Annotated in this window: 25 protein-coding genes; 17 read left to right on the forward strand and 8 right to left on the reverse strand. The window is 62.6% G+C overall.

Going from position 1 to position 26,565, the window contains the following annotated elements; all coding sequences use genetic code 11:
- From ABIB99_RS07465 to ABIB99_RS07475, 3 genes are all read right to left on the reverse strand, one after another.
- A complete protein-coding gene (locus ABIB99_RS07465) occupies window positions 1–1,503 on the reverse strand; it encodes a sugar ABC transporter ATP-binding protein (protein ID WP_071913405.1) in 1,503 nt (500 codons plus the stop codon).
- Between the two features lie 6 nt (window positions 1,504–1,509).
- Entirely contained in the window at window positions 1,510–2,532 is a 1,023-nt protein-coding gene (locus ABIB99_RS07470) for a sugar ABC transporter substrate-binding protein (RefSeq protein WP_063983001.1), read from the reverse strand.
- A 139-nt stretch (window positions 2,533–2,671) separates the two neighbouring features.
- Window positions 2,672–3,076 (reverse strand): globin, encoded by a 405-nt coding sequence (locus tag ABIB99_RS07475; RefSeq protein WP_166341995.1) that lies wholly within the window; start codon window positions 3,074–3,076, stop codon window positions 2,672–2,674.
- A 498-nt stretch (window positions 3,077–3,574) separates the two neighbouring features.
- On the opposite strand from ABIB99_RS07475, the gene ABIB99_RS07480 reads away from it, so the two are divergent.
- From ABIB99_RS07480 to ABIB99_RS07530, 11 genes are all read left to right on the forward strand, one after another.
- Window positions 3,575–3,949, forward strand: coding sequence for a DUF2946 domain-containing protein (locus ABIB99_RS07480; RefSeq protein WP_175618088.1), 375 nt, complete (start codon window positions 3,575–3,577; stop codon window positions 3,947–3,949).
- An 84-nt stretch (window positions 3,950–4,033) separates the two neighbouring features.
- Entirely contained in the window at window positions 4,034–6,439 is a 2,406-nt protein-coding gene (locus tag ABIB99_RS07485; protein ID WP_354175341.1) for a TonB-dependent receptor family protein, read from the forward strand.
- Between the two features lie 26 nt (window positions 6,440–6,465).
- Entirely contained in the window at window positions 6,466–7,677 is a 1,212-nt protein-coding gene (locus tag ABIB99_RS07490) for a sialidase family protein (protein ID WP_354175342.1), read from the forward strand.
- Window positions 7,674–8,171 (forward strand): TlpA family protein disulfide reductase, encoded by a 498-nt coding sequence (locus ABIB99_RS07495; RefSeq protein ID WP_166341994.1) that lies wholly within the window; start codon window positions 7,674–7,676, stop codon window positions 8,169–8,171. Before ABIB99_RS07490 ends, ABIB99_RS07495 begins: the two co-directional genes overlap by 4 nt.
- A gap of 28 nt (window positions 8,172–8,199) precedes the next feature.
- Window positions 8,200–8,721, forward strand: a complete 522-nt coding sequence (locus ABIB99_RS07500) for a copper chaperone PCu(A)C (protein WP_354175344.1) — start codon at window positions 8,200–8,202, stop codon at window positions 8,719–8,721.
- Window positions 8,721–9,155 (forward strand): hypothetical protein, encoded by a 435-nt coding sequence (locus tag ABIB99_RS07505; protein WP_283016678.1) that lies wholly within the window; start codon window positions 8,721–8,723, stop codon window positions 9,153–9,155. The genes ABIB99_RS07500 and ABIB99_RS07505 overlap by 1 nt, the downstream gene beginning before the upstream one ends.
- Window positions 9,156–9,175: 20 nt before the next feature.
- Window positions 9,176–9,694 carry a YcnI family copper-binding membrane protein gene (locus ABIB99_RS07510; protein WP_354175346.1) on the forward strand — a complete coding sequence of 173 codons (519 nt, stop codon included), beginning with the start codon at window positions 9,176–9,178 and terminating at the stop codon, window positions 9,692–9,694.
- On the forward strand, window positions 9,694–11,256 hold the full coding sequence (locus ABIB99_RS07515; RefSeq protein WP_063983009.1) for a copper resistance CopC/CopD family protein: 1,563 nt from the start codon (window positions 9,694–9,696) through the stop codon (window positions 11,254–11,256). The genes ABIB99_RS07510 and ABIB99_RS07515 overlap by 1 nt, the downstream gene beginning before the upstream one ends.
- A 151-nt stretch (window positions 11,257–11,407) precedes the next feature.
- Window positions 11,408–12,727 (forward strand): proline--tRNA ligase, encoded by a 1,320-nt coding sequence (gene proS / locus ABIB99_RS07520; RefSeq protein WP_354175348.1) that lies wholly within the window; start codon window positions 11,408–11,410, stop codon window positions 12,725–12,727.
- Window positions 12,728–12,800: 73 nt separating this feature from the next.
- Window positions 12,801–14,081, forward strand: a complete 1,281-nt coding sequence (locus tag ABIB99_RS07525; RefSeq protein WP_014494909.1) for a lipoprotein-releasing ABC transporter permease subunit — start codon at window positions 12,801–12,803, stop codon at window positions 14,079–14,081.
- Window positions 14,082–14,088: 7 nt separating this feature from the next.
- A complete protein-coding gene (locus tag ABIB99_RS07530; protein ID WP_166096967.1) occupies window positions 14,089–14,793 on the forward strand; it encodes an ABC transporter ATP-binding protein in 705 nt (234 codons plus the stop codon).
- A 130-nt stretch (window positions 14,794–14,923) separates the two neighbouring features.
- Here ABIB99_RS07530 and ABIB99_RS07535 read toward each other — a convergent pair whose 3' ends face one another.
- Entirely contained in the window at window positions 14,924–16,003 is a 1,080-nt protein-coding gene (locus tag ABIB99_RS07535; protein WP_247305027.1) for an alcohol dehydrogenase catalytic domain-containing protein, read from the reverse strand.
- Window positions 16,004–16,112: 109 nt separating this feature from the next.
- On the opposite strand from ABIB99_RS07535, the gene ABIB99_RS07540 reads away from it, so the two are divergent.
- Window positions 16,113–16,892, forward strand: coding sequence for a helix-turn-helix transcriptional regulator (locus ABIB99_RS07540; protein WP_085400303.1), 780 nt, complete (start codon window positions 16,113–16,115; stop codon window positions 16,890–16,892).
- 83 nt (window positions 16,893–16,975) lie between these two features.
- On the opposite strand, the gene ABIB99_RS07545 is transcribed toward ABIB99_RS07540, so the two are convergent.
- Both ABIB99_RS07545 and ABIB99_RS07550 read right to left on the reverse strand, forming a co-directional pair.
- On the reverse strand, window positions 16,976–17,275 hold the full coding sequence (locus ABIB99_RS07545) for a hypothetical protein (protein WP_354175351.1): 300 nt from the start codon (window positions 17,273–17,275) through the stop codon (window positions 16,976–16,978).
- A gap of 206 nt (window positions 17,276–17,481) precedes the next feature.
- Complete coding sequence (locus ABIB99_RS07550; protein ID WP_354175353.1) at window positions 17,482–18,915, reverse strand: DUF1254 domain-containing protein; 1,434 nt, start codon at window positions 18,913–18,915, stop codon at window positions 17,482–17,484.
- Between the two features lie 981 nt (window positions 18,916–19,896).
- On the opposite strand from ABIB99_RS07550, the gene ABIB99_RS07555 reads away from it, so the two are divergent.
- The 4 genes from ABIB99_RS07555 to ABIB99_RS07570 all read left to right on the forward strand — a co-directional run bounded on the left by ABIB99_RS07555 (window position 19,897) and on the right by ABIB99_RS07570 (window position 22,722).
- On the forward strand, window positions 19,897–20,562 hold the full coding sequence (locus tag ABIB99_RS07555) for a hypothetical protein (RefSeq protein ID WP_354175354.1): 666 nt from the start codon (window positions 19,897–19,899) through the stop codon (window positions 20,560–20,562).
- A gap of 194 nt (window positions 20,563–20,756) precedes the next feature.
- Window positions 20,757–21,218: a YybH family protein gene (locus ABIB99_RS07560; protein WP_247305030.1), complete on the forward strand. Its 462-nt coding sequence runs from the start codon at window positions 20,757–20,759 to the stop codon at window positions 21,216–21,218.
- A 61-nt stretch (window positions 21,219–21,279) separates the two neighbouring features.
- Window positions 21,280–21,795, forward strand: coding sequence for a hypothetical protein (locus ABIB99_RS07565; protein ID WP_208071132.1), 516 nt, complete (start codon window positions 21,280–21,282; stop codon window positions 21,793–21,795).
- Window positions 21,796–22,128: 333 nt separating this feature from the next.
- On the forward strand, window positions 22,129–22,722 hold the full coding sequence (locus tag ABIB99_RS07570; protein ID WP_354175355.1) for a DUF6647 family protein: 594 nt from the start codon (window positions 22,129–22,131) through the stop codon (window positions 22,720–22,722).
- A gap of 327 nt (window positions 22,723–23,049) precedes the next feature.
- Here the strand turns inward: ABIB99_RS07570 and ABIB99_RS07575 are convergent, their stop codons facing one another.
- On the reverse strand, window positions 23,050–24,051 hold the full coding sequence (locus ABIB99_RS07575; protein WP_354175356.1) for a Bug family tripartite tricarboxylate transporter substrate binding protein: 1,002 nt from the start codon (window positions 24,049–24,051) through the stop codon (window positions 23,050–23,052).
- A 287-nt stretch (window positions 24,052–24,338) separates the two neighbouring features.
- Between ABIB99_RS07575 and ABIB99_RS07580 the strand changes: the two genes are divergently transcribed.
- Complete coding sequence (locus ABIB99_RS07580; RefSeq protein WP_354175357.1) at window positions 24,339–25,952, forward strand: winged helix-turn-helix domain-containing tetratricopeptide repeat protein; 1,614 nt, start codon at window positions 24,339–24,341, stop codon at window positions 25,950–25,952.
- A 51-nt stretch (window positions 25,953–26,003) separates the two neighbouring features.
- Here ABIB99_RS07580 and ABIB99_RS07585 read toward each other — a convergent pair whose 3' ends face one another.
- Entirely contained in the window at window positions 26,004–26,426 is a 423-nt protein-coding gene (locus ABIB99_RS07585; protein WP_354175358.1) for a hypothetical protein, read from the reverse strand.
- Window positions 26,427–26,565 lie beyond the last annotated feature (139 nt).

Here is a 26,565-nt window from a genome sequence, read left to right on the forward strand (position 1 = left end):
TCACGCCGCTTCCAGCAGGCGGTCCTTGCTGACCGGCTCGTTCTTGAATTCCCGCACCAATGCGCCGCGCTTGAGCACGAGGATGCGGTCGGCCAGCGACAGCACCGTTTCCGGCTCGGTCGACAGCACGATGACCGCAAGCCCCTTGGCGCGGAGATCGCGGACGATGTTGATGACGTCGTTCTTGGCGCCGACATCCATGCCCCGGGTCGGCTCGCACAGCACCAGCAGCTTCGGCGGATAGGTCAGCCATTTTGCCAGCGCGACCTTCTGCTGGTTGCCGCCGGAGAGCATGCCGAGGTCGAGACCGACCACCGGCGGCCTGATCTGCAACTGTTCGACCTGGCGTTTGGCGATGTCGCGCTCCTGCGCCGGCTTGAGCAGTAGCGACGAGATGCGGTCGAGAATGCTGATCGAGATGTTCTTGTAGACCGGCTCCTGATGAAACAGCATAGCGCGCCGGCTCTCCGGCACCAGCGCCACGCCGGCGCGCCGCGCCGCCGCCGTGCTGGCGAAGGTTTTTGGCTTGCCCTCGACGGCGAGCGTGCCGCCGTCCGGCTTCAGCTTGCCGAACAGGATGCGCGACAGCTCCTGCTGGCCGCAGCCCATGAACCCGTAGATGCCGAGCACCTCGCCGGCGCGCGCCTCGAAGGAGATATCCTTCAGGCTGCGGGCCAGCGACAATTGGTCGACCTTCAGGACCACGGAGCTGTCGCTCGGCCGTGGCAGCATGAGGTCATCGGTGTAGCTGTGCTCGAGCGCTTCGCCGCCGCGGCCGATCATGGCCTCGATCAGCGCGCCCTTGCTGGTCGCAGCCGCGGCGGTCTCGGCGACCTTCCGCCCGTTGCGGAACACGGTCACCGTGTCGGACACGAGCAGGATGTCCTCGATGAAATGCGAGATGAAGACGATTGCCGTGCCTTCCTCGCGCAGCCGCCGGAGCGTCGCGAACAGCCGCTCGACCTCGGGCGGGGAGAGGGCGGAGGTCGGCTCGTCCAGGATGACGATGCGGGCGCCGGAGAACAGCACCCGAGCGATCTCGATCAGCTGCTGCAGCCCGATCGGGAGGTCGCCGAGCCTAGACATCGGATCGACGTCGATGCCGAAGCGGGCGAGTTGCTCGCCGGCCTCGCGCGCCATGCGCCGCCACTGCACGAGGCCGAACCGGTTGGTCGGCTGGTTGCCCAGGAACACGTTCTCGGCGACCGTGAGATCGGGTGCGACGCTCAGCTCCTGATGCACCATGGCGATCCCGGCCGCGTGCGCATCGCGGGCGGAGCGGAAATGCGTCTCCTTCCCGTCGATCAGGAAGCGTCCGGAGAATTCGCTGTGCACGCCGGCGATGATCTTCATCAGCGTGCTTTTGCCGGCGCCGTTCTCGCCGACGAGACCGTGGATCTCGCCGGGTGAGAGCGCGAAATCAACACCACGAAGCGCTTCGACGCCGCCGAAGCTCTTCGTGATGCCTTGCAGTTCCAGGATGGGCGAACGAACCTCAGGCATGGAGGCTCAGATCAGGAAGTGATCTTCCATCCATTGCATGCCGGCGGCGTTGGCCTTGGTCACGACCGGGCCGTCGGTGATGACGTGCTTGGGAATGCCCTGTCCGCTCTTCTCGCCGCCGACCACGGCGGAAACGCCCGCGATGATGGCGCCGCCATGGATGCGGCAGGACGGATTGCGCACGGTCGCGAACATGCGGCCCTCGCTCACCGCCTGGATCGCCGGTGGCATCGCATCGACGCCGCCGATCAGGATGTTGGTGCGATTGCGCGCCTTCATGATGTTGGCGGCGGCGAGCGCCATGTCGTCATTGTGGAAGAACGCTGCGTCGATCTGCGGGTATTTGGTCAGGTAGGTTTCCCAGAGGCGCGCGGTTTTCGACACGTCCCAGTCGGCAGGCTGGGTGTCGAGCACCTCGATGTTCGGGAACTGCTTGACGACCGTATTGAAGCCCTTCGCCCGGCCTTGCGCGCCGGTATGGCCGAGCGCGCCCTGCGTCATGATGATCTTGCCTTTGCCGCCCATGGCGTTGCACAGCGCCTGCGTCACCGAGGCGCCCATGAACTCGTTGTCGGGGGCAAGGAAAGAATGGACGTTGATCTGATCGAGCGGCGCGATCAGCGTGTCCATGTCGATCACCGGCGTGCCGGCATCGATCATCTTCTGCACGGGCTGGGTGAGGGTGCCGATACCGAAGGCCTGGATCGCGACGAAGTCCCACTTTTGCGAGGCCATGTTGTCGATCGCCGCGCGCTGCTTCACCGCATCGAGCTGGCCGTCGAACCAGGTCACCTCGACATTGAACAGCTTGCCCCAGAATTCCGCCGCCTGCTTGCCCTGGGCGCACCAGGTGGCCTGGAGGCCCGCATTGGAGAAGGCCGCCTTCAGCGGCTTCTCGGATCGTCCGACCTCGGCTGCAAGGGCGGGGTTTATGCCCATGCTGCCGAGAAGGGCAGTGGCGGCGCCGGCGGTCGCCGCCGCCTGAAGAAGATCGCGCCTCGTCGTCGAGAAATCTTTCGTCCCGGACATCGCTCGCTCCCATAAAATTTTCGTCGGCGCGTCATTGATTGCGCGACCGATGTTCGAAAGTCTCTCACAAGAGTTCCTGCCACTCAATCTGCAATCGATCGCGAGATCGCCGCAGCTCGTGTTGGTGCAGCGCAAAGCGTCAGGCCGGAATAGTGGCGAAGGCGTCGATCTCGACGAGCAGCTGGTCCCAGGCCTGTGCGATTTCCGGCGACCATTCGTCGCCGAGGAGGTCGCGCAGCGTATCCCTGATGACGACGAAGAACGCGATGAACAGCTCGCGCGGGGTGCCGTAGCCATCGTGCGAGGCGACCTCGCAGGCGATCAGCCTGAAATGGCCCCGACGCTCACCGGCGAAGTCGAGGATCGCCTCGATCGTCAGCGCAAGCATTGATCCCATCACCAGCTCGCTGCCCTGCGAGCGGAACATGGTCTGCGTTTCGGGATGCTGTTCGAACAGCCGTTGGTAGACGAGTGGCGTGAGATCCGCGCAGCGCGAGGCTGCGAGTTCGAAGCTGTTTTCGATTGGATTAGAGGGAGCGCTCATCGGCATCGAAGCCATGCGGGCAAAAGAAGCCTTGCGGGCAAAAAAAGAGCGGGGCCCTAGCCCCGCTCGAAAATTGTGTCGACCCTATTATCCCCGATTCTAAGATTTGCTCTTGATTGACGGGGCGACGCTGCGTTTTGCGCGCCAGGGGCTCCTCCCGAGACTTGGACCACCAGACTTCGACCTCGCGGCCAGCCTGAGCAAGAGGGATGCTAGATCAACTTTTCTCACTTGTCATCATTTTCGGCAACGATTGTTCAAAATTAGAGCAGCTGACGAAATGATCGGGCTGTTTAGCCCGTAAGCATATGACAAATATAAGAAATCTGTGGACGGGGCGGGGTTACCGGACTGCCTCAAATGCCGGACGTCCTAGCCCATGGGGCGGCGGGACCACAGTTTTCGAGAAATTTGCGCTGGGCCAAGAAGCCGGCGGAACTGACCTCGACTCAGGTCTCGCCGAGGTGTTTAGTTCGTAGGCGACGAATGGCTCGGCGGATGCGCGCACGGCTGCAAAAATTCCTACCCCTGGTCCTGCTCGCTTTGGCGATGCAGGTGCTGGCGCCGATTGCCGCCTGTCTGGCGGCCGGTCAGGCCGTGGCCGATCCGTTGTCTGCCGGCGTCATCTGCCACAGCGCCAGCGAGCAGGGCGGTCTGGACGACCAGACCGGCGCGCCGACCGCACATGGCGCCGCGTGCGCGCTGTGCTGCCTGGCTCAGGCAGGCGCATCGCTCGATTCGCCGCCGCACGTTGCGCTCGCCATTCCCTTCCGCCACGCCGCGCGCGTGGTGTGGCATGCGGCGGATGTATCCGCCGTCGCAATCCATAAGGGCACGAGCGCCCAGGCGCGCGCACCACCTCAATTTTCCTGACGACCCTCGTGATTGCCGCGGTCCGTCCGCTGGCGATCGATACTGTCGAAGGGCCGGAGAGAAAGCCGGCGTCAGGAATGCCCCATGTTACGTTGTCATGCCCGCCGTGGCGTGAGCGCCGTCGCGGTTCAGGCCGCGCTGCTTGCGTCGTCGAGCGGAGTCTTTGCCCAAAGCACGAACACGGAGCTGCCGGCGGTGACCGTTGAGGCGCCGCAGACTGCCCGTGCCAAACCAGTCACTCGGCCTGCGCGGCCGCGAGCCGCTTCGGCCGGCCGCGCGGCGAGGCCCGTTGCGCCGAGTGCGAGCGTCAGCGCATCGACCCCAAACGGGGCCGTGACGGCCGGTGCGGCGCGAGACGGTCTCAATCAGGCGCCAACCGGCCAGACCGAGACGACCATCTATCGCAGCCAGTTCGACAACCGGCCGGCGGTTACCGTGGCCGACGTGCTGCGCGAGAGCCCCGGCATATCGGTGAAGCAGGGCAACGGACCCCGCGATATCGGTATCTCGATCCGCGGCTCCAACGCCCGCAACGGCTTCGGCATCCGCAATCTCGTGATCTTCGACGACGGCTTCCCGGTCACGCAACCGGACGGGCTGTCCCGCAGTGACCTGATCGATCCGCGGGCCTACAGTGCGATCGATGTGATCCGCGGCCCGTCGTCGGCGCTCTACGGCAATTACGCGACCGGCGGCGCGCTCAATTTCCGGACACGCCCGGGCGACACGATCGACGGCGTCGAATATGGCGTCGACGGCGGCAGCTACGGCTATCTCAACAATTATCTCGCGGCCGGCAAAAAGGTCGGGAACTTCGAGGGCTCGCTGTTCGCAAGCGACACGCGAGGCGACGGCTATATCGGCAATAGCTGGTTCAATACGCAGACCGTCAACTTCCTCGGCACGCTCAAGGCGACGCCGGACGATCGTTTCACGGTCAAGATCATCAACAACGATCTCAGCACGCGGCTGCCGATCCGGCAGTCGCTGAACCAGTACTATCAAAACCCTTTCCAGCAGGGCTGTGCGACCGGCGTCTCGGCCGCCGCCGGATGCGGCACGGTCACACTGTTCAACAACGGCTTCAATGCAACCGCTGGAACCGACAAGGAGACGGCCGTGCAGGCCGGGCTTGGCCGCAACGACCGCCGCACCATCGTCGGCGGCCGCTGGGAGCACGATTTCGACAACACCACGACCTGGCGCAACCAGTTCGTGTTCGACGACAGGAACATCAATCAGCCGACCGGCACGACCAGCGCGATCGGAGATTTTCCCTCGTACAATTTCATGAGCGACGTCACCAAGCGGGGCGAGATTCTCGGGCTGGAATCGACCACGTTCTTCGGTGCCTTCTACAACACCCTGACGGCCTCGAGCGACACGCGGAACGTCATGCCGGGGGGCAATGCCACACTCGGCAGTCTGTCGAGCAATCTTTATAGCCAGACGACCAATTACGGCGTTCGCGCGCGGGAAGAGCTCAAGCTGACGACATCCTTGACGGCTGTCGCAGGCATCGGCTGGGAAACTACCGTTCTCAAGGGGATCAACACTGCGTATGCGTACGCTGGCCCCACTGGCATTACCACGACGACGCTGACGACCGCGGACAGGCAATTCCAGAACACTGCGCCTGAACTAGCGTTGCTCTATACGGTGAACAACGAGTGGGTGCTGAGGGGGCGGGTTGCTACGGGGTACGGCACTCCGCAGGTTTCGAACCTGTTTGTCCTGCCGAGTGGGCTGTCGGGCAACAATACCCAGCTCCAGGCTCAGAAAAATCTGGGCTACGACCTCGGTTTCGACTGGACACCGAACAACACGCTCAAAGTCAGCGCGACAGGCTTCTACGAGTTCTTTCGCGACGAACTTGTATCGCAGGCAACACCTGTCAATTCACCTAACACGAGCTACACGTTCAATGCGCCGCGCTCGGAGCATCGCGGCATCGAGCTTGCGGCCGACTGGAAGTTCTATCCGGGCTGGCGGTTTATGGCGGCGTACACCTACCTCGACGAGGTCTATACCGAGTATGTCGAGAACATCACCAATGGCGCAGTGTTCAGCTTCAACCGGGCCGGCAACAAGATCCCCGGCATTTCGCCCAACGAGCTGACAGCCCGCGTTGGCTACGACGAGTTTGCGGGGCCACTGGCAGGTCTCGGTGGCTTTGTTGAGGTCCAGTGGAAGGACTCCTTCTACATGGACAATGCAAATCTGTTGAAGGCGCCGGGTTATGAGCTGGTCAATCTGAACGTCCACTACAAGACCGATCTGGTGTCCGACACTTTCAGATCCCTGAACCTGTTCCTCGAAGTCAGGAATGTTTTCGACCGCACCTACGTCGCGTCGGCAAACAACATCGCCAATACGGTGACGGCGGCCGGCCTTCAAAATCCTGCGAGCGTGCTCGCAAACACGACGGGATCGATCTACGCGGGCTCGCCGCGCCTGTTCGTTGCGGGTATGAAGGTGGCATTCAGATGATCCGGGCTCTCGAAGGGAATAGGGCCATGGTCCGAAGTGGCTTGCTTGGGATAGTCGCTCTTGCATTCCTGCAAGGGGCGGCGCTCGCGCAGATGCACGGTCAACATGCCTCCGAAGCGGCGTGCGAGGAGCCGACGCTGCGCTGCGCAACCAAGGTGACGCCCGCATTCGGACCGGACGGAACGCTGTGGCTGGTCTGGATGGCGGGCGGGCACGTGTCGGTTGCGAGCTCGCCGGATGCGGGGCACAGCTTCTCGGTGCCCATCCAGGTCACGACGAAGCGGCTGAACCTTGATTGGGGGCCGGATGCGCGGCCCAAGATCGTGGTCGACCGCAAGGGCGGCATCGCGCTCGCATTCTCGATCTTCAGGGATGAGGCTTTCAACGGCCAAGTGCTCTACACACGCTCGGCCGATGGCGGAAAGAGCTTTGCGGAGCTGAGGCCCATCACCGCCAACAATGAGAGCCAGCGCTTTGAGGCGCTGGCGCTCGATCAGGACGGAACGGTCTTTGCGGCATGGCTGGACAAGCGCAATCGCGTTCCCGCGAAGGAGGCGGGACGGAAGTACGAGGGAGCGGGGCTGTTTTTTGCCTCGTCCCGCGATGGCGGCGCCACCTACGCGGAGGCGAAGCTTGCGCGTGACAACACTTGCGAATGCTGCCGGTTGGGACTGACATTCGCGGCGCCAGGGCGGCCGGCCGTGATCTTCAGAAATATCTTTGAGGGCGGCGTGCGCGATCACGCGGTCATGACCTTCGCCGACGTCTCGACGCCGGGTGAGATCCATCGGGTCAGCAATGACGACTGGCAGATCAACGCCTGCCCGCATCACGGACCGAGCCTCACGGTTGCGCCGAACGGGACCTATCACATCGCCTGGTACACGAACGGCAAGGCGCGCAAGGGACTGTTCTACGCCCACTCGCGCGACGAAGGCCGCACCTTCTCTGCGCCCATGGCGCTGGGGCAGCCGGGCCGCAATCCGACGCGTCCTTACGTGCTCGCAAGTGCTGTGGGAACGGTGATGGTCTGGAAGGAGTTCGACGGCGAGAAGACCTCGGTCCAGATGATGATTTCCCGCGACGATGGCGAGAGCTGGTCGCCGCCGAAGACGATATCGAGCACGACTGACACGTCCGATCATCCCTTGCTCGTCTCCAATGGCCGGCAGACCTACCTGTCATGGATGACGAAAGCGGACGGCTATCGGCTCACAGCAATCGAGGACCAGCCATGAGACGTCGATTTGCAGGCATTCTGGGTCTGGGTATCCTGATCGCGTCAACGGCTACGCTGGGAGCAGCGCCGGCCCTGAAACCGTTCGAGCGCGGCACCTGGCAAGGCGTCCTTAGGGGTCATGCGGGCCGCCCGACGCTCGTGCATTTCTGGGGCGTGACCTGCGGGCCCTGCAAGGTCGAGCTGCCGTTGCTCGGGCAGTTTGCGAAGGACCATCCCGGGATCGACGTGGTCACGATCAGCGCCGATCTCGTGCCGAACTTGCCGGCGGCAACGCAGTCGATGCTTGACAAGGCGGGGCTGTCGTCGACCGAGAACTTCATCTTCAACGACGGTTTTGTCGAGCGTTTGAGGTTCGAGATCGACCCCGCCTGGCAGGGCGACATTCCCCGGACCATGCTCATCTCCCGGGACGGGACAATCACGACGATCGAAGGCTCGGCCGAGATGGCCGATCTCGAAAAATGGTCGGGCCAACAGCTCGCCACACACTGAAATTCAATCTGCAAACGGGAATACTGATATGAAGACCATGTTGAAAGATGTGCTGCTCGCAGCGTTCGCTCTCGCGCTCTGCGCAGCACCAGCGGCGGCCGAGGACGTCAAGGCCGGCGATCTCGTCATCTCGCAGGCCTGGAGCCGGGCGACGCCCGGCGGCGCCAAGGTCGCCGGCGGCTATCTCACCATCGAGAACAAGGGGACAACAGCGGACAGGCTGGTCAGCGTTTCCGCCGAAATCGCGGGGAAGACCGAGGTCCATGAGATGGCGATGGACAACGGTGTGATGAAGATGCGTCCGCTCGACAAGGGGCTCGTGATCGATGCCGGCAAGACGGTGAAGCTCGCGCCCGGCGGCAATCATCTGATGCTCCAGGAGCTGAAGGGTCCGTTCAAGCAGGGTGACAAGGTACCGGTGACGCTGGAATTCGAGAAGGCCGGCAAGGTCGCCGTCTCCCTCGACGTCCAGGGCGTCGGTGCGCAGGCGCCCGGTGACGGCGGGCACATGATGAAGAAAATGCCGGATCATTCGGGAATGAAGATGTGATGAAACAGATCAAGTCTCCGATGACCTCGCGTCGATCCCTCACAGGCCTTGCGCTCGCGATGGCTGCGTTGCTGTCGGTTGCCGCCACACCGCTTGCGGCGGCGACGGACGACGACAGCTTTTTCACGCACCTGCACACCGAGAAGGCCATGGCCAATGTCACGGTCTCGCCGGGCCGCGCCGGCCCGGTCGAGATCGCCATCCAGCTCGAAACCACGGACGAGACGCCACTCACGGCCAAAGCCGTGTCGGTGACGCTCGTGGACACGCAGTCCGGCCGGAAGCTCGCGCCGGTCGAGGCTTCGCGCGACGGCGAGGACGGCTGGCACGTGAAGGTCGCGCAATTGACGCCCGGACGCTGGATGCTGGGTCTCGGAATTTCGATCTCCGAGGCCGATCATGTCAACGTGGAATCGCCGATCCTGATTAAATGACGTTGTCGAAGGGGCCAAACATGTCGAAGAAATCCTGCCTGTTCGTGATCGCCGCGCTGGCCGCGTCGCCTGCATCGGCGCATATCACGCTCGAGACCAAGCAGGCGACGGTTGGTTCCTACTATAAGGCCGTCTTCGCCGTGCCGCACGGCTGCGCGGGTTCGCCCACGGTGAAGATCAGGGTGCAGATTCCGGAAGGCGTGATTGCGGTGAAGCCGATGCCGAAGGCGGGCTGGAGCGTCGATGTCTTCGAAGGCAAGTACGCCAATGAATACGACTATCACGGCAACAAGCTTGCCTCCGGCGTCAGGGAGGTGGCCTGGTCCGGCGGCAAGCTGCCGGATCACAATTACGACGAGTTCGTCATCAGCAGCTTCCTGACCAACAGTCTGAAGCCGAACACGACGCTGTATTTCCCTGTCGTCCAAGAGTGTGAGACTGGCGTCAGCCGCTGGATCGAGATCCCGGCGGACCGGGAAGGGCATTCGCACGAGGGCAAATCGCCGGCACCGGGCGTGAAGCTCCTGCCAAAGCCCTGATGCGCCTGCTCGCCGCGCTCGCGACGCTCCTCTGCGTTGTCGGCTTCACGACCGGCGCGTCTGCGCATGCAGCGCTCGTCGCGGTCGAGCCGGCGAGCGGCAGCATGCTTGCGAGCGCGCCGAAGGCGGTGGAGTTGCGCTTCAACGAGGCGGTGACGCCAGGCGCAATCCAATTGATCGACGGCGCGGGCAGGGCGCGGGACGATGCGCGCGTCAGCGCGTCGGGCGAAACGATCTCGGTCGCGATGCCGCCCGACCTGCCGCAGGGCACTGCGGTCGTCAGCTATCGCGTGATCTCGCAGGACGGCCATCCCGTCGCGGGATCGGTGATCTTCTCGATCGGCATGCCGACGGGGACGCAACCTCCCGCCAATGCCGATCGCGGGTTGAACGTGCTGATCTGGTTGGCGCGGGTTGGTCTTTATCTCGGGCTGTTCGTCGGTGTCGGAGGCGTGTTCTTTGCGCGCTGGGTTGCGTGGTCGACGACGGGCATGACCGTGCCACGCGTCGCGCTCGCCATCGGCATTCCGAGCGCCGCTGTCTCTCTCGGGGTGTTAGGCCTGGATCTTCTCGGGCTGCCGCCAGCGGCTCTCGCGACGGCCGCCCCCTGGAAAGTCGCGTTCGCGACCAGCGCCGGTCCCGCGCTGCTGGTTGCGATTGCTGCGATGCTGTTCGCGTTGATGGCGCTGCGCAGCGCATGGTACGCGCGCGCTCTTGCGATCATCGCGCTCGTCGGCGTCGGCCTGTCGCTTGCCATGACCGGGCACGCCGCAACGGCCCCGCCGGAGGCGTTGACCCGGCCGGCGATCTTTCTCCACGGCCTCGGCGTCACCATCTGGATCGGTGCTCTCGCGCCGCTGGTCGCGCTGGTGTCGAGTCCGACGACTGCGACGCTTCCCGTCGTGAACCGCTTTTCCCGCATCGCTGCGCTGGCGGTCGGCGTGCTGGCCTTGACCGGCCTCGCACTCGCGATCGTTCAGCTCGAAAAGCCGGTCGCGCTGGTCGAGACCCGCTACGGACTCATCCTCTCGATCAAGCTTGCATTGGTCACGGGATTGCTGGCGCTCGCCGCGCTCAATCGGTTCAGGCTGACACCGGCCCTGGCCCGGGACGGGAATGGGACGCCCGCGCTCAAGCGCTCGATCCTGCTGGAAGGCGCGATCGCACTCGCCATCCTTGCCGTCGTCGCCGGCTGGCGCTTCTCCCCGCCGCCGCGGACGATCATTCCCGAGACGCCTTTGGCGATCCACATCCACAGCGACAAGGCGATGTTCCAGGTTCTGGTGTCTCCTGGGAAACCCGGCGTCGACGATTTCGTGCTTCAGCTCATGACCGGCGAGGCCACGCCGCTGATCGCGAAGGAGGTGACGCTGACCCTGAGCCTGCCGGAGCGCGGCATCGAGCCGATGGAGCGGGGCGCCTCGCTCGAGCCGGACGGCTACTGGCATGTGCGCAAGGTCGAGCTTCCCTTCGCCGGCCGCTGGCATGTGCGGATCGACGCGCTGGTGACCGATTTCGAGAAGGTCACGCTGGAGGACGAGCTCGATGTGGGGCTACCTTAAAGCGCGCCGGTGCAGTTCATGCTGAACCTGAAGGCAACGGAAAAATGACAGGAATTTCGCCGCCTTAGCGGCTTTTCCTCATTCCCGGTCTTGTGTTTTCGCTCCCAATCCGCTTTCACTGCAGGCGATCACTGATTCTCAGAGTATTACCATGCGGTTGTCGCGATTCTTTCTGCCCATCCTGAAGGAAAATCCGAAAGAGGCGGAGATCGTCTCGCATCGGCTGATGCTGCGCGCCGGCATGATCCGGCAGGAGGCGGCCGGCATCTATGCCTGGCTGCCGCTCGGCTTCCGCGTGCTGAAGAAGATCGAGCAGATCGTGCGCGAGGAGCAGGACCGCTCCGGCGCGCTGGAACTGTTGATGCCGACGCTCCAGCTCGCGGACCTCTGGCGCGAGAGCGGCCGGTATGACGCCTATGGTCCGGAGATGCTGCGCATCGCCGACCGCCACAAGCGCGAGCTGCTGTATGGGCCGACCAACGAGGAAATGATCACCGAGATCTTCCGCGCCTACGTCAAGTCCTACAAGAACCTGCCGCTGAATCTCTATCATATCCAATGGAAATTCCGCGACGAGCAGCGTCCGCGTTTCGGCGTGATGCGTGGCCGCGAGTTCCTGATGAAGGACGCCTATTCCTTCGACCTCAACGAGGCCGCAGCGCGCGTCTCCTACAACAAGATGTTCGTCGCCTATTTGCGCACCTTCGCGCGGATGGGGCTGAAGGCGATCCCGATGCGCGCCGAGACCGGCCCGATCGGCGGCGATCTCAGCCACGAGTTCATCGTACTTGCGGAGACCGGTGAGTCCGGCGTTTTCATCAATCGCGACGTGCTGGACCTGCCGGTGCCGGGCGAGGACGTCGACTATGACAGCGACCTGACGCCGATCATCAAGCAATGGACGTCGGTCTATGCGGCGACGGAAGACGTCCACGACGCCGCGCGCTTCGAGCAGGAAGTGCCTGCGGACAAGCGGGTGAACACCCGCGGCATCGAGGTCGGGCAGATCTTCTATTTCGGCACGAAGTATTCCGACGCGATGAAGGCACTGGTTGCGGGCCCCGACGGCGTCGACGTGCCGATCCATGGCGGCTCCTACGGCGTCGGCGTCTCGCGCCTGCTGGGCGCCATGATCGAGGCCTGCCATGACGATGCCGGCATCAAATGGCCGGAGGCGGTGGCCCCGTTCCGCGTGTCGATTCTCAACCTCAAGCAGGGCGATGCCGCGGTCGATGCGGCCTGCGAGAAGCTCTACGCCGAGCTCACCGCCAAGGGCGTCGACGTGCTCTACGACGACACCGACCAGCGCGCCGGCGCCAAGTTCGCCGCTGCCGACCTGATCGGCATCCCCTGGCAGATCATGATCGGGCCGAAGGGGCTCGCCGAGGGCAAGGTCGAGATCAAGAAGCGCAGTGACGGCTCCCGCGAGACGATGTCGCCTGCGGACGCGGTCGCCCGGCTGGTCGGCTGAATATTGTTCATCGCGCGATATCGCGGCCGCCAATCCGGCCACAATTGACCCCGAATCATGGGATTATCGAGCGATGGATGAGACCATGACCGAGACCAAGCAAACCGCGCCTTTTGCGCCATTCGAGTGGATGCTGTCGGCGCGCTATCTGCGGGCTCGCCGCAAGGAGGGATTCATCTCGGTCATCGCCGGCTTCTCCTTCCTCGGCATCATGCTCGGCGTGGCGACGCTGATCATCGTCATGGCTGTCATGAACGGCTTCCGCAAAGAGCTGCTCGACAAGATTTTGGGCCTCAACGGCCATATCCTGGTGCAGCCGCTGGAATCGCCGCTGACCGACTGGAAGGACGTCGCCGACCGCCTCAGCCAGGTCCAGGGCATCCGGCTCGCAGCGCCCGTGGTCGACGGCCAGGCGCTGGCGTCCTCGCCGTGGAACGCCTCGGGCGTCCTGGTGCGCGGCATCCGCTCCGATGACCTCAACAACCTCACCTCGATCGCCAAGAACATCAAGCAGGGCTCGCTCGAGGGCTTTGACGACGGGCAGGGGGTCGCGATCGGCCGCCGCCTCGCCGACCAGCTGTCGTTGCATGCCGGTGACAGCGTGACGCTGGTGGCGCCGAAGGGCGCAGTCACCCCGATGGGCACGACGCCGCGCATCAAGCCCTACAAGATCGTGGCGGTGTTCGAGATCGGCATGTCCGAATACGATCTTGGCTTTGTGTTCATGCCATTGGCCGAAGCTCAAGCCTATTTCAACCGCAGCAACGACGTCACCTCGATCGAGGTGTTCACCACCAACCCCGACAAGATCGACGCCTTCCGCAAGGCGGTGACGGAGGCCGCGGGCCGGCCGGTCTTCCTGGTCGACTGGCGGCAGCGCAACTCGACCTTCTTCAACGCGCTCCAGGTCGAGCGCAACGTGATGTTCCTGATCCTGACCATGATCGTGCTGGTCGCCGCACTCAACATCGTCTCCGGCTTGATCATGCTGGTGAAGGACAAGGGCAGCGACATCGCGATCCTGCGCACGATGGGCGCCTCGCAAGGCTCGATCATGCGCGTCTTCCTGATCACGGGCGCCTCGATCGGCGTGGTCGGCACGCTGGTCGGCTTCTTCGTCGGCCTCGTGATCTGCCTCAACATCGAGTCCATCAGGCAATTCCTGTCCTGGCTGACCAGCACCGAGCTGTTCTCGCCGGAGCTCTACTTCCTGTCGAAACTGCCCGCCGAGATCGACGTCGGCGAGACCACGGCGGTCGTCATCATGGCGCTGACGCTGTCGTTCCTTGCGACGCTGTACCCGTCGTGGCGCGCCGCGCGCCTCGATCCCGTCGAAGCGCTGCGGTACGAGTGAGGGCCTGATGGAGAGCCAGCAGGGGGCGGAAGATGTACCGGTCATTTATCTCCACGAGATAAAGCGGCAGTACTTGCAGGGCGAGGTGCCGCTGACGATCCTCGACAACGCCAAGCTCGCGCTGTGGGCCGGGCAATCGGTGGCGCTGGTCGCGCCGTCGGGCTCGGGCAAATCGACGTTGCTGCACATCGCAGGGCTGCTTGAAGCGCCCGATTCCGGCGAGGTCTACGTCAACGGCGCGCCGACCTCGCAGCTGCCCGACATCGAGCGTACCCAGCTCCGCCGCACCGATATCGGCTTCGTCTATCAGTCGCACCGGCTGCTGCCGGAGTTCTCGGCGCTCGAGAACGTGATGATGCCGCAGATGATCCGCGGCCTGAAGAAGTCGGAGAGCGTCAAGCGCGCCAAGGAGATTCTTGGCTATCTCGGCCTCGGCGACCGCATCACCCATCGGCCCGCGGAACTGTCGGGGGGCGAGCAGCAGCGCGTCGCGATTGCGCGCGCGGTCGCCAACGCGCCGCGCGTGCTGTTCGCGGACGAGCCGACAGGCAACCTCGATCCGCACACGGCCGATCACGTCTTCCAGGCCCTGATGCAGCTGGTCAAGGCGACCAAGGTCTCCATGCTGATCGCGACCCACAACATGGAGCTGGCCGGCCGCATGGACCGGCGCGTGTCGCTGTCGAACGGCCAGGTCATCGAGCTCGAATAATAAAAATTGCGAAAACAACCCCATGCACAGTAGCCGGCCTTGGCCGGCTACGATCGGGGTGACGCCTTCCAACCATTTGGCATGTCGGGCCTATCGGCTGCGACGGCGCATCGCCGCAGCGGAGGGGCCATTATGGCCTGATCACCGTCAGCTTGAACGGTCCGCCATTGGCCGCGGCGTGTTCCACCGCCTCGTTGACGTGGTCGAGGTCGAACGCCGTCGCCTCGTATTCGTCCAGCCGTAACAATCCCGCGCGCACCAGCGCGATCAGGCGGCTCGCCGCATCCGGCGGATACATCCAGACGCCGTGGATGCTGATGCAGTTGCGCATGATCCAGGGGTAGGGCAGATCGAGGCCCGCGCCGCCCGCCATGCCGACGCCGCCCATCAGCACGACGCGGCCGTAAGCGCGCACCGTCATGATCGCCGCGCGTACGACGGTCGTGCTGACCGAGGGCGGCATGATGTCGAACACGCAGTCGATCGGTCCCGGTGCGGCGCGCTTCATGCTTTCGCAGTCGTCGCTCTCGTTGCCGGTGAGTGTCACCGGCTTCACCCGATCGCCGAAGCGGCGGACGAGGTCGGCCAAAATCCTGTCGTTGCGACCGGGCGCGACCACGCAGGCCGCGCCCATCGCGAGCGCGACCGAGACGGCCGCGCTGCCGAAATTGCCGGTGGCGCCGCTCACCAGCACGGTCTCGCCGGGCTGAAGGTTGGCGGCGAGGAAGCCGCCATAGGGCACCAGCGCCGTCCCCAGCGCGCACCATTGCGAGGCTTGGTCGGACGTGATCGCGCCAAGCCGCTTCACATTCTCGGTCGGCACGCGCATCCGCTCGGCATAGGAGCCGTGGCGAAAATGCCGTTGCAGGCGCATACCGCCGGGGCCGGCGGCCGTGAGCCCTTGCAGGGCGATATCGGGCGCCACTATGTCATCGCGCGAACGCACCGTCGGGTCGCAGAACACCCAGTCGCCAACGGCGAGCTTGGTCGCGTCCGGGCCGATCGCGCGCACCCGGCCGATGCCGCCGGGACCCGGGATGATCGGCAGGTCGAGCGCGTAGTTTCGTTCGCCGCTGAAAACCTCGTTCATGTAGGACAGGACGCGCGTGGCGACGACGTCGACGATGACCTCGCCGGTGCCGAGCACCGGCTCCGGCACATTCTCGATCACCAGCGGCGATCCGAAGGATTTGAGTACGGCAGCTTTCATGATGTTCACCTCAAAGTCGGGTGAAAGGGCATATGCGCCGCCTAGGAAAGGTCAGGAAGGCCTGGTATTATCCTAGTATTACGAAGGCCCTCCATCGGAGCGCAACATCATGGCCGACCCGCGCCGCATCGAATTCGGCGACTTCCTGCGGTCCCGCCGCGAAAAGCTGACGCCGAAGACGGTCGGTCTTCCCGCGGGCAGCCGCCGGCGCACCGCGGGCCTGCGCCGCGAGGAGGTCGCCCAGCTCGCCGGCATCGGTGTCGACTGGTACATCCGCCTCGAGCAGGGCCGCACCGTCAGCCCGTCGGTCACCACCGTCGATGCGCTCGCCCGTGCGCTGCGGCTGAGCAAGACCGAGCATGCGCATCTCAAGGCGCTGGCGCGCGACGGCGACAAGCGGGCGTTCACGCGCGAGATCGTGCCGCCGCCGATCCTGCGGCTGATCGAGAGCCTGCCGCATCCGGCCTATATCACCGGGCGGCGCTGGGACGTGCTGGCCTGGAACGAAGCCGCCGAGCAGGTTTTTGCGTTCGGCCGGTTGCCGGAGGAGGATCGCAACACGATGCTCCTGATGATGACCAACAAGCAGACGCGCAAGGCTTACGGCGCGGGCTGGGCGGAGGTCGCCAAGCGTATGGTCGCCATGTTTCGCGCCACCCACGACGTCTGGGCCGGCGATCCCGCCTTTGCGGAATTGCTGACGCGGCTGCGGCAGGGCAGCCCGGAATTCGTCAAATGGTGGGAAGCCCACGAGATCCGCAGCACCGCCTCGGGCCTCAAGACGATGTCTCATCCAACTCTGGGCGTGCTGCATTTCGAGCACACGAGTTTTCAGGCCAACGACGATCCCGCGCTGAAGCTCGTGATCTATACGCCGGTCGGGGCGTAGAACGCAGTCATCAGATCGGGAAGGCCACCGGCATATGTCCGGCGGCCTCCGCGCTTATTGTGGTTTGCGGGGCGGCGCCCCGACTAGAGATCGATGCTGACGGCGATGTTGCGGCCCTGCAGTTCGGCAATCTTCATTCCATCAGCCTGCAGCTGCGCGAACTCCGGGTCCTTTGCCACGGCCTCCTGCACCTTGCCGTAGACTTCCCAATTGGAGTAGCGCGTCGTAACCAGCAACTCTCCTGCCCATTGACCGGTGTGGAAACGGGAGAGCCGAAGAAACTCGGCACCGTGTTTTTCAAAGATTTTCTTCGCCTGCCGGATGATCTGGACCGTTTCCTCGACCTTGTCGGTTTTGAAGCGAGTAAATTGAACGATCGGCATGGGCTACCTCCATAGCTGTGTAAACTGTCCAAGAGGCATGTATCGAGCGACGTTTGAGGAGCGAACCTCCCGTTCGATCTCGATGAAGGTTCGTCTTCGGCGGCGTGATCCTGGTTCAGGCTTCGCGAGCGGAATCAACTCTGCCCCTTCTCGGGCGCTTTAAATGCGCCGCGCGTGCCTTGCCCAGCCGGGCTCCCTTGGCATTGTCATTGCTGCCGGCCAACGGTTTCACTATCGACCCGCTTGATGGCGGGTGGATTCCACACGCCGGTCAATGCCTCCGACTTTGGCGCATAAAGACGCATGGTGAGGTTGAACGGGCTTTTGGGCGCGGGCAGCCAGTTGGCTTCGCGATCGCCGCCCGGATTGTCATTCTGGACGTAGAGCGTGAGCGATCCGTCGGCGTCGCGCTTGAACGGCATCCAGCTGCTCACCGCAAAGCGATTGAGTGGATTGGCAACCTGGAAGCCTTCATCGTCATACAGGGTGATTGACCAGAATGCCTCGACCGGCGGCACCGCGTCCTTGGCAAAGCGGACGATGTATTTGTTTGCGCCGTCGAGCGGCTTGCCGTTTTCATCGCCAACACTGTTCGGGTAGATCGCGTCCTCCGGCAGATTAGCGCCGAGTCCGAGCTGCGCGACGATCGCGCGCTTCAAGTAGTAGTTCCCGTAAACGCCCATCGTGTCCGTGTTCATGGACCAGTGATTTGCGACGCGCGCCAGCGTTGGGATTTTCCATGCCATCAGTTTTTGCGCCTGAGCCGGCGCATCCTCGATAGCTTTCCGTACCGTGGCATCGGCTTTGGTCATATCGAAGTTCTTGCCCGGTTCGAGACCTATCCGCGCCATGCGCGCGATGATCGGCTCATCTGTGATGTGTGGCGGGTGGACTTTGGATAGCTCCGCCGCATAGGCAAAAAACTTATCGCCTGCCATCGTGTCGACTTGCAGCTTCGGCGGCGTCTTGACGTCAACGTTGGGATCGATGGTCTGTGTCACTGCGACCGGGGGCTTACCCCACCCAGATAGCGGTGTGATCTTGTACCCCTTCTGCACCTCGTGAACCGGAGCATAGTCGGCAGGACCATCGGTCTTGGTGCGGCCGATGATCCAGACATAAGGCGTCGGCGCGTCGATACGTGCGAAGCCCGCCGGCACGTTTCCGTTCCAGCCCGGCGGCACGACCAGGAAATTCGCTGCCTTGGTGCCTGTCGTACGCCATCCCGGCGACGCGAACACATCGGTCCACATGTCGAGCATCGGCAGCAGGTAGTAGCGGCCACCGGAATCGGGAACCGAAACGACCATGGGTTCGCGGGTCAGGTCGAGCCAGGCGCTCGAATACAGCGTGTCGAAATTGGGCCGCACCACCGCCTTCATGTCTGCGGTCGGGTAGGCCTGGATATTGTCGAACGTGTTCGGAGGACCGCCTATTGCCGCAGTTTTGGGATCGGAATTGATGAGCTGCTTGCGCGTCAGGTCCATCGTCACGAGCGGATAGAAGTAAACATAGGCCTCCGCAGCGATCGCTTGTGCCTCTTCCGCAGAAATCGATTGAGCGGCGCTCGGGGTCGATGTCGACACGATGAGACTCAAGCCCGACAGGATCGCAGCAAGCGACAACAGATGCTTTTGCATAAGGGTTCTCCAGAAATTCGCTGCATTGGCCGAGTGGGGCGATGTAGTGCCGCCACTGCGGGTGTTTTCCTATTCCCTCCAACTCAGGCAAAGGAGGATGAGCCAGCTAAGCGGCGAAGCGCCGCGTTCTGGTTGATCTAGATCAAGGGACGTCCGCCGACGGGTCACGAGCGGCGTTGCTCTGACGGATCGCTGCGCTCCGCTTGGCCCTCAAAAGCTGACGCCAGGCGATCGTGAGCCGACGCCCGAGACCGGCGTTTAGATGACGAGCTTCAGCGCCGGATCGTCATTGGATTGCAACCTCGTGTGCTCGAAATGGAGCAGCCCTTCATCCGATGATTCATCGTCTTGAGGTCGGACGCTGACGATGTGAGCCCATCTGCCGAGAATAGCTCGATGAATACTCCGGCGTCTGCGCGCTGCCGATTGTGATAGGCACAGGGATCGTCACGTTGCCCGGTGAAATACGGAGTGGCGATGCGGGCGAGGGCGCGGCCGACGGACGCGCGACGGCGCGATCGGGCGATTGTCGCCGATGAGCTTGCGGCGAACAGTCGCGGCTTGTGACCTATGACAAACGTCTGCGGCCTCAGAGTGGTGTTCGCGGCGAAGCGCGATCGAGTGATCGCAATGCACGCTGGTGGGCGGAGTTGCTGATTGTACCGAGGGACTCGTGGTGCTACGTTTGAGCACGTCATTCCGTTTCGGTTTGATGCGGCGGGCGATCGGGCTTACGGACCGCCGCCCGTTCATTTGAAGTTGGAATAGTTGAGCCAATCGTGTCCCGCCTCCGGCCCCCCTTTTGAGTGCGGTCGGACGATGTTTTTCATTGGCCTCCGTTCTTCCCATTGACTCGGAGGCGGGCTTTTTTCAGTTGAACTTTGCAGCAAGTCGATCTTCGACATGTGCATTCTGACAAGCCACGCGGATCGTGCCGCACCACATCACCATCTGAACGCGAGGTGGGGCAGCCATTGCTTGATGGTTGCATTGCTCTGTGCCGCTTCTTTGTTTCAGTTCGCGCCCAGGGCGTGGGGACAATGCTCGGCGCGCGACGTGTTACAGAATCAACTGAAACTCGGCAAAGTTCGTGCAGTTGATTTGCCGCAAAAACTCGTCGGGTCCGCCCGCGACGTTCCGACTTGGAAGACGATTGCGGTCGGCACTTTTGGCAACTCCTTCGCGTTGCGCAATGCATTGGATGCCGTGGGTTGCAATATCGGCGGGTTGGCCGCGGAAGTTCTCGCTCGACCGGCATTTACCGTCAGTTCTAACAAGATGGACGTGGAGCTTTTGGCGGTATCCGCGGTCCAGCTCGGCTTCAAAACCGATAGCGTGCCTCTGGCCGTCATTTACGCGCGGGCCCGGCAACTTGGCTTTGAACTTGCGGCAGCGGAGGTCGGTCCGCAATTGCGCCTTCAATATCTCGATCAGCCCATGGGTGAATTCCTCATCGTGGGAATGCAGCCGATCAAGACGTGGAGCGGAGAGCCCGTGGTTCTCAACGTGGCAAATGGCGGAGCCGGATTGATCCTGATCGGCCAGGACGGCCGAGATGACGCTGAAATACCGGCGACCTCCCGTTTTCTTTTCGTGCGGCCGCCTGACCTTAGCGGGGGAATCGCGGCCGCTCTGCTGCCACCATGAAGACGAACAACCAAGTTTCGAGCAGCGCTGACTGCGGAGAAAATTCCTTGCGTCAGATCAAGGGAGACTTCCTGTCCATGGAGAACAACGAGGCTGCCGGCTCAAATGCAGCGGCGTCGGGAGTTCACGGGGGATGGAAGTAAGCCTGGTCTCAAGTCTCGTCTGGAGCAGCGTCAACAGTAGGGAGTGACATCATGCGCGGATTCGGAGCTGTATGTATCTCGCTGTTACTATCGGCAATTCCTGCGACTGCGTCAGATCAAAATCTCAAGGAAGAACTTGGAAAGATAGGTTCAGCATACGAGCAGTACTTCAGCAACAAGGACGCTGCCGGGATTACTTCGCTTTACACCAAGAACTATATGCGTGTGACGGAAGACGGCGTCGTGGACAATGCCAGATACTATGAGAACGCTTTCAAGGCGGGAGTTAGTCGCCTCGAGGTCAAGACGACCGAGGTTCAGTCATTGTCAGAAAGCATGGCTCTGGTCACCGGCGAATCTCGCGTTACCGGCAACAGCGAGACGGGCGCTCCCATAGACTTCACCGTTGTTTGGACCGCTCTCGATGTTCGTGAGGACGGGCAATGGAAAATTCGCATGCTGACGTCGGTCCCCAAACCGCCGCCGCCCCAGCCGCAGCAGGCAGCAAAGTGACGCAAGGCAAAGCCTGCTCTGCTCGCAATCGTTCTCTGCACCACCTCCAAGGGAGCCAACGATGGCCATTTTGCACGCAAGCGTCGCATTGCTTTCAGTCGCATCAGTTCTGGCAACGACGAGTGTCCAGGCTCAGAGCATGCCGCCGGAGGGCCCCGTCTCGGTCATATTCACCGCGACGCCGATTCCTGCTCTCAAGCCGATGGCGATCGGCGGCGGCAGAGAGTTTGTTCTCATGAACCAGGCCATGGCAGCCTCAAACGAAGCGGGAAATCCTGTACTCAACAACATGGGCGGACGTTGTCAGCTCAGCCGCCTGACGGATCCGTCGGCGAAGACCGCCGAGCTTCACGGATTCTGTACTTACGTCGACAAGGACGGCGACCAGTTGTTCGAGCAATGCGACTGGTTGCCCGCATCCCCCAACAATTGCAACATAACGGGTGGGACCGGCAAATTCGAAGGTCTCCAGGCCGCGCTCGTCGTCACCATCGACCCTCTCAAGAGCAACTTCGATGGCATCAGTCAGGTCATTGGCCACAAGAAGGGGACGTACAAGTTCGTCAAGACGAACTAGGCTCGTCCGCCGAATTCCAGCAGCCGCGCACGGCCTCGATTGCTGCAGTTCGGGATGCCAAGGCAGCAACGTCTTCTGAACGGTTTGCCCTGGCGCTCATGTCCGCTGTCACGCCCTAGCGACGTGGTTCCGTCTGCTGAACGGCCGGCCGGTGTCCCGGTGAAGTACGAGGTACGCCGCTCGCCAGCATGTTCGGTGACCGGCGGCGTTGTGAGTTCTTTGGGTGTGAATGGGTTCACAACGACGTCGCCAGGCAAGTGCTATGTTCCAGCCATTCTACTGCCGACTGATTTTCTGAAGAGTGTTTTTCGAACAGCCTCTGAGGAGAGGGTCATGTTCAAGCAATTCCTCATGGTCGCGGCGATAGCCTCCCTAACGTTAGCCACATCCTCTAAAGCCGATTGCGAATATGCTTTGGAGCGCAGCGCGGCCGCCGGGTCGCGTTCGGTTTCGTTGCATTCTGATGCAGCTCAACTTGCGGAAGCCCTGTTGGATGACATTGTGATTTGGCTCTCATCGAATTTCGACCTGCCTGCCATCAAGCAGCGTCCCGTCATTGAATTTGCGTCGAAGATGGAGCTTGCGAGGTTGCGTGCAAGGGACCGTACTTCTTCGCAAGGCTTCATGGAAAGCGATGGGCAACTAGCTCAGCGCGAGGTCGTTGCACTTTACGACAACGAGACGAGAACGATCCTGCTTCCTGATGATTGGGGCGGCACTTCGCCGACCGACCAATCGGTCCTGGTACACGAAATGGTCCATCACCTTCAGAATGTTGGAAGGCTCAAATTTGTTTGCCCACAGGCGCGAGAGAAGTTGGCCTACCTGGCTCAGGATAAATGGCTAGAGCGGTTCGGACTTAGCTTGGAGAACGAGTTCGACGTCGACATGTTCACGGTGCTGATTACTTCAGCATGCATGTATTGATTGTGATCGGTCGATCCCAGTCGCTGTCGAACGATTGCCGTTCCAAAGGAGCGCAAAGCCAAGATCATCTCGTACGTACCAACAAGATCTTCAGCGGATTTGATTGATGGCCAGACTCCTGGCGGTCCTCGCAGTTGCATTGGCAATCCTGGCGATGGCTCCGGGGCAGCAGAACCAGTTTGTGCCGCTGCCAACAGGACTAATGCCAGCGGTGCTTGTTCCCTGAGTTCTCCTGAGGTGACGGGTTCATCCATCGAGCCGGTGGCGCACAGGTCCGCTCCTGGCCCGCGGCGATCTGCAAGGCGGACGGGCGCCGGCATCTGCACGCTATTCAGGCGTCAGCCCCAATGCCTTCACGGCAGCCACCAAGGGAGGCGTTTCGCTGTCGTACAGCTTTCTGAACGCGATATGTCCTTGAGCGGACTCATCGATGCCGTACGCGTCGAGCAGCTTCTGTATCTTGTCAGTCTTGCCGGCTTCTACCATCAGGCCGGAAACACGCTCCACGATGTCCTGCGGCATGCCGATGGGACCGGCAAGAAAGGCGTAACCGGTCATAGCAAAGAGCTCGGACTCGGCACCCTGCTCGAAAAATGTGGGAACGTCGGGAAGCTTTCTGCTCCGCGTCCTCGTCTGCACGGCGATTGCCCTCCCAACTCCGGATTCCAGCGCGTTGACGGCATTGGCGTAGCTCCCCATCGCCGCCTGGAGCACGCCGGCCGCGAGGTCCTGCCACATCGGCGCTTCGCCGCGGTAGTGCACGGCTTTCATCTGCAGCCCGTACTGCTTGTTGAGCTCTGCAACGACGATATGAGGGTAGGAGCCTGCGCCGAAGGTCCCGACGTTGGTCACGTTCCTGCGGGCGTATTCGACGAACTCCTTTAAATTGGTGGCATTGGTCGCCTTATAGGCGACCAATGGCAGATATCCTGCCGACATGCTGGAAATGAGCGCGAAGTCCCTGTCGGCGTCGTATGGCAAAGTCTTAAATAGCACGCGGCTTTGCACCAGAGTTGCGGTGATGGCGAGGAGTAACGTGTAACCGTCCGGTGGCGATTGCTTCACGGCTGCTGCAGCGATCGAACCGCTGGCACCCGCCTTATTCTCAACTATCACCGGCTGGCCGAGCTTCTGGGAGAGGTATTCGCCGTAGACGCGCGCGAGGGTGTCCGCAAGTCCGCCGGCGGGATAGGCGCAAACAATCTTGATCGGCCGGGAGGGCCAGGTCTGCGTCCACCCGCTATCATGATACGACAAAGCGACGGTGGCTGCGCCGGTTGCGATGAAGGCGCGGCGCGTGATCTTCAATGCCATCACGGTCTCCATCATGTTTGTATTCCGAGGACGCGCGTCGTGGCGTTGCTGCCAGTCCTTCAAGCGGACGGCCCTACGTTGAATCCTGAGCCGCTGCTCGGGGCACTGCTGCGCGGTACGGCAAGCCGTTGGTCGTGCTCATGGATTGCTTCCTGAGCAAATTGTGCCGTCCCGAGGACGGTAGCAGGCCATGGGCGGGCGCTCTTGACATTCTGCTTACATTCTCTTCACCGCCGGCTTATTCTTGCGCTGCAACCGGCGCGAGAGACCGACGGGGGAAAGCCACCCAGGGAATTGCCAGCTTGCGGTATCTCTTCGACGAGTACGCATTCGACACCGACCTTCGCGAGCTTTACCGCGGGGCGCACGTGGTCTCGGTTGCGCCGCAGGTGTTCGACCTGCTCGACTACCTGATCCGCAACAGGGAACGGGTCGTAAGCAAGGACGACCTCATCAAGACCATCTGGAACGGCCGTGTCGTGTCCGATGCGGCACTGACGACGCGGCTGAACGTCGCTCGGAGTGTGATTGGCGATTCCGGCGAAAAACAGCGTCTCATCAAAACCCTGCAGCGCAAGGGCTTCCGTTTCGTTGGAACGGTGCAGGAAGTGCAGAGGCCCGCAGACGCGGCGCCCACAGCCGATTCTGGTGAACAGTTTCAGGGTACCGCTGATCCAGATCGGTCCGATGCCGCGACAGTTGCGATGTCGATTCCTGCGCCACGCCTTTCCATCGTCGTACTGCCGTTCGCGAACTTCGGAGGCGATCCCGAGCAGGACTATTTCGTTGATGGCGTGACCGACAGCCTGACCACGGACCTTTCGCGCATCAGTGGCTCATTCGTGATCGCGCGTAACACCGCTTTCACCTTCAAGGGCAAAGCCGTCGATGTAAAGCAGGTCGGGCGCGAGTTGAACGTCCGCTATGTGCTCGAAGGTTCCGTGCAGCGAGGCGGCAATCGGCTTCGGGTGAATGCTCAGCTGATCGATGCCGAAACCGGTGATCACCTGTGGGCCGAGCGGTTTGAGAAACCCGTCGCCGACCTGTTCGACATGCAGGACGAGATCGTATCGCGGCTCGCAAACACGCTAAATGCCCAGCTCATTCAGGTTGAAGCGCGGCGAGCGGAACGTTCAACCCATCCCGATGCAATGGACCTGTATTTCCAGGGCTGGGCTTACGAGAACAATGGGACGACCCCGCAATACATGACACAAGCGCAGGCCTTTTTCCACCGCGCCCTGGCACTCGATCCCGACAATATCGAGGCGCTGGTCGGCTCGGCGCGGGTTGAAGCGGCGCTTGGGGCCAATCTTGTCACCGACGACTGGAAAGCGCACTTGGCGGCGGCCGAGGCAGCCTCAACCAGGGCTCTGTCCCTTGCGCCAAACCATGCTCGGGCCCGTAGCATCCTGGGTCTGGTCCAATCATTTAGCAACCCGGCCCGAGCCATCGCTGAATGCGAGCGGGCGTTGGCACTGGATCACAATTTGGCCGATGCTCATGCCTTCATCGGTCTCGCCAAGTTTTTTCTCGGTCGCAGTAGCGAGACCGAGGCCCATATCCGCGAGGCGCTTCGCCTCTCTCCTCGCGATTCCTACGCCTACCGGTGGTTCATGTTTGTCGGTCTCGCCAAATTGTTTCTCGGCGCCGATGTGGAAGCGGTTGCCTGGCTGCGCCGGAGCATCGAGGCCAACCGAAATCATCCCCTCCCGCATTACTATCTCGCCGCTGCACTGTCGCTGCTCGGCTCACCGGACGAGGCGCGGGCCGCCGCGCAGGCGGGTCTTGTGCTCAATCCGACCTTCACTCTCCGCCGCTACCGGGCCCGCGTGACGAACGACCATCCGGCTTATCTCGCCGGACGCGAGCGTGTGTATGAGGGCATGCGCATGGCCGGGGTGCCGGAGGGATGAACGGCAGGAGGTTGCCGGTGCGCGCCCAACAAGGATCGGGCGCTCCTGGGCTTACGGCGACGGCACGGTCGAAGGCGGCGCGGTGACGTTCGGCAGCGGAGTTGCTGGCCAAGGGCTTGCCGGCCAGGGACCTTTCGGCTTGGCCGCGACCGACGAGCACGCCGCCGCAAGCTGCGTCCGCATCGACGCCAGGCCCGTCAGGTCGATGTCGAATTTCGCGACGTCCACCTTTTCGTCCGGCATCGGCGTGGTCCGCCGGACATGGAGGGAGCGGGACGCCATGATCGCCTTGACCATGTCAGGGTCGATGCTGCCGCTCCACATCTCGTACTTCGCGGCCCGCACCGGAAACCCTCCGGCTTCCTGGTCCTTGTCGGCGTCCGCCGTCATCATGATCGTACTTTTGCCGACGCTCGCCTCGTCGATCTCGCCCGCGAACAGCAGCGGCACGCGATCCCTGGTTTCGCAAAACATACGCCATTCCACGTCCCGAACGAAGAGCCGCTTTCCTTCTTCATCACCGCGATCTTGCTGATGAACGGCCGCGTTGCCTTCTCCAGCCTCCACATTCCCTCGGCAAACGGTCGCGTGTCGATTCCGAAACGATAGAGCT

The organism is Bradyrhizobium sp. LA6.1 (assembly GCF_040547805.1).
Lineage (GTDB): Bacteria > Pseudomonadota > Alphaproteobacteria > Rhizobiales > Xanthobacteraceae > Bradyrhizobium > Bradyrhizobium barranii.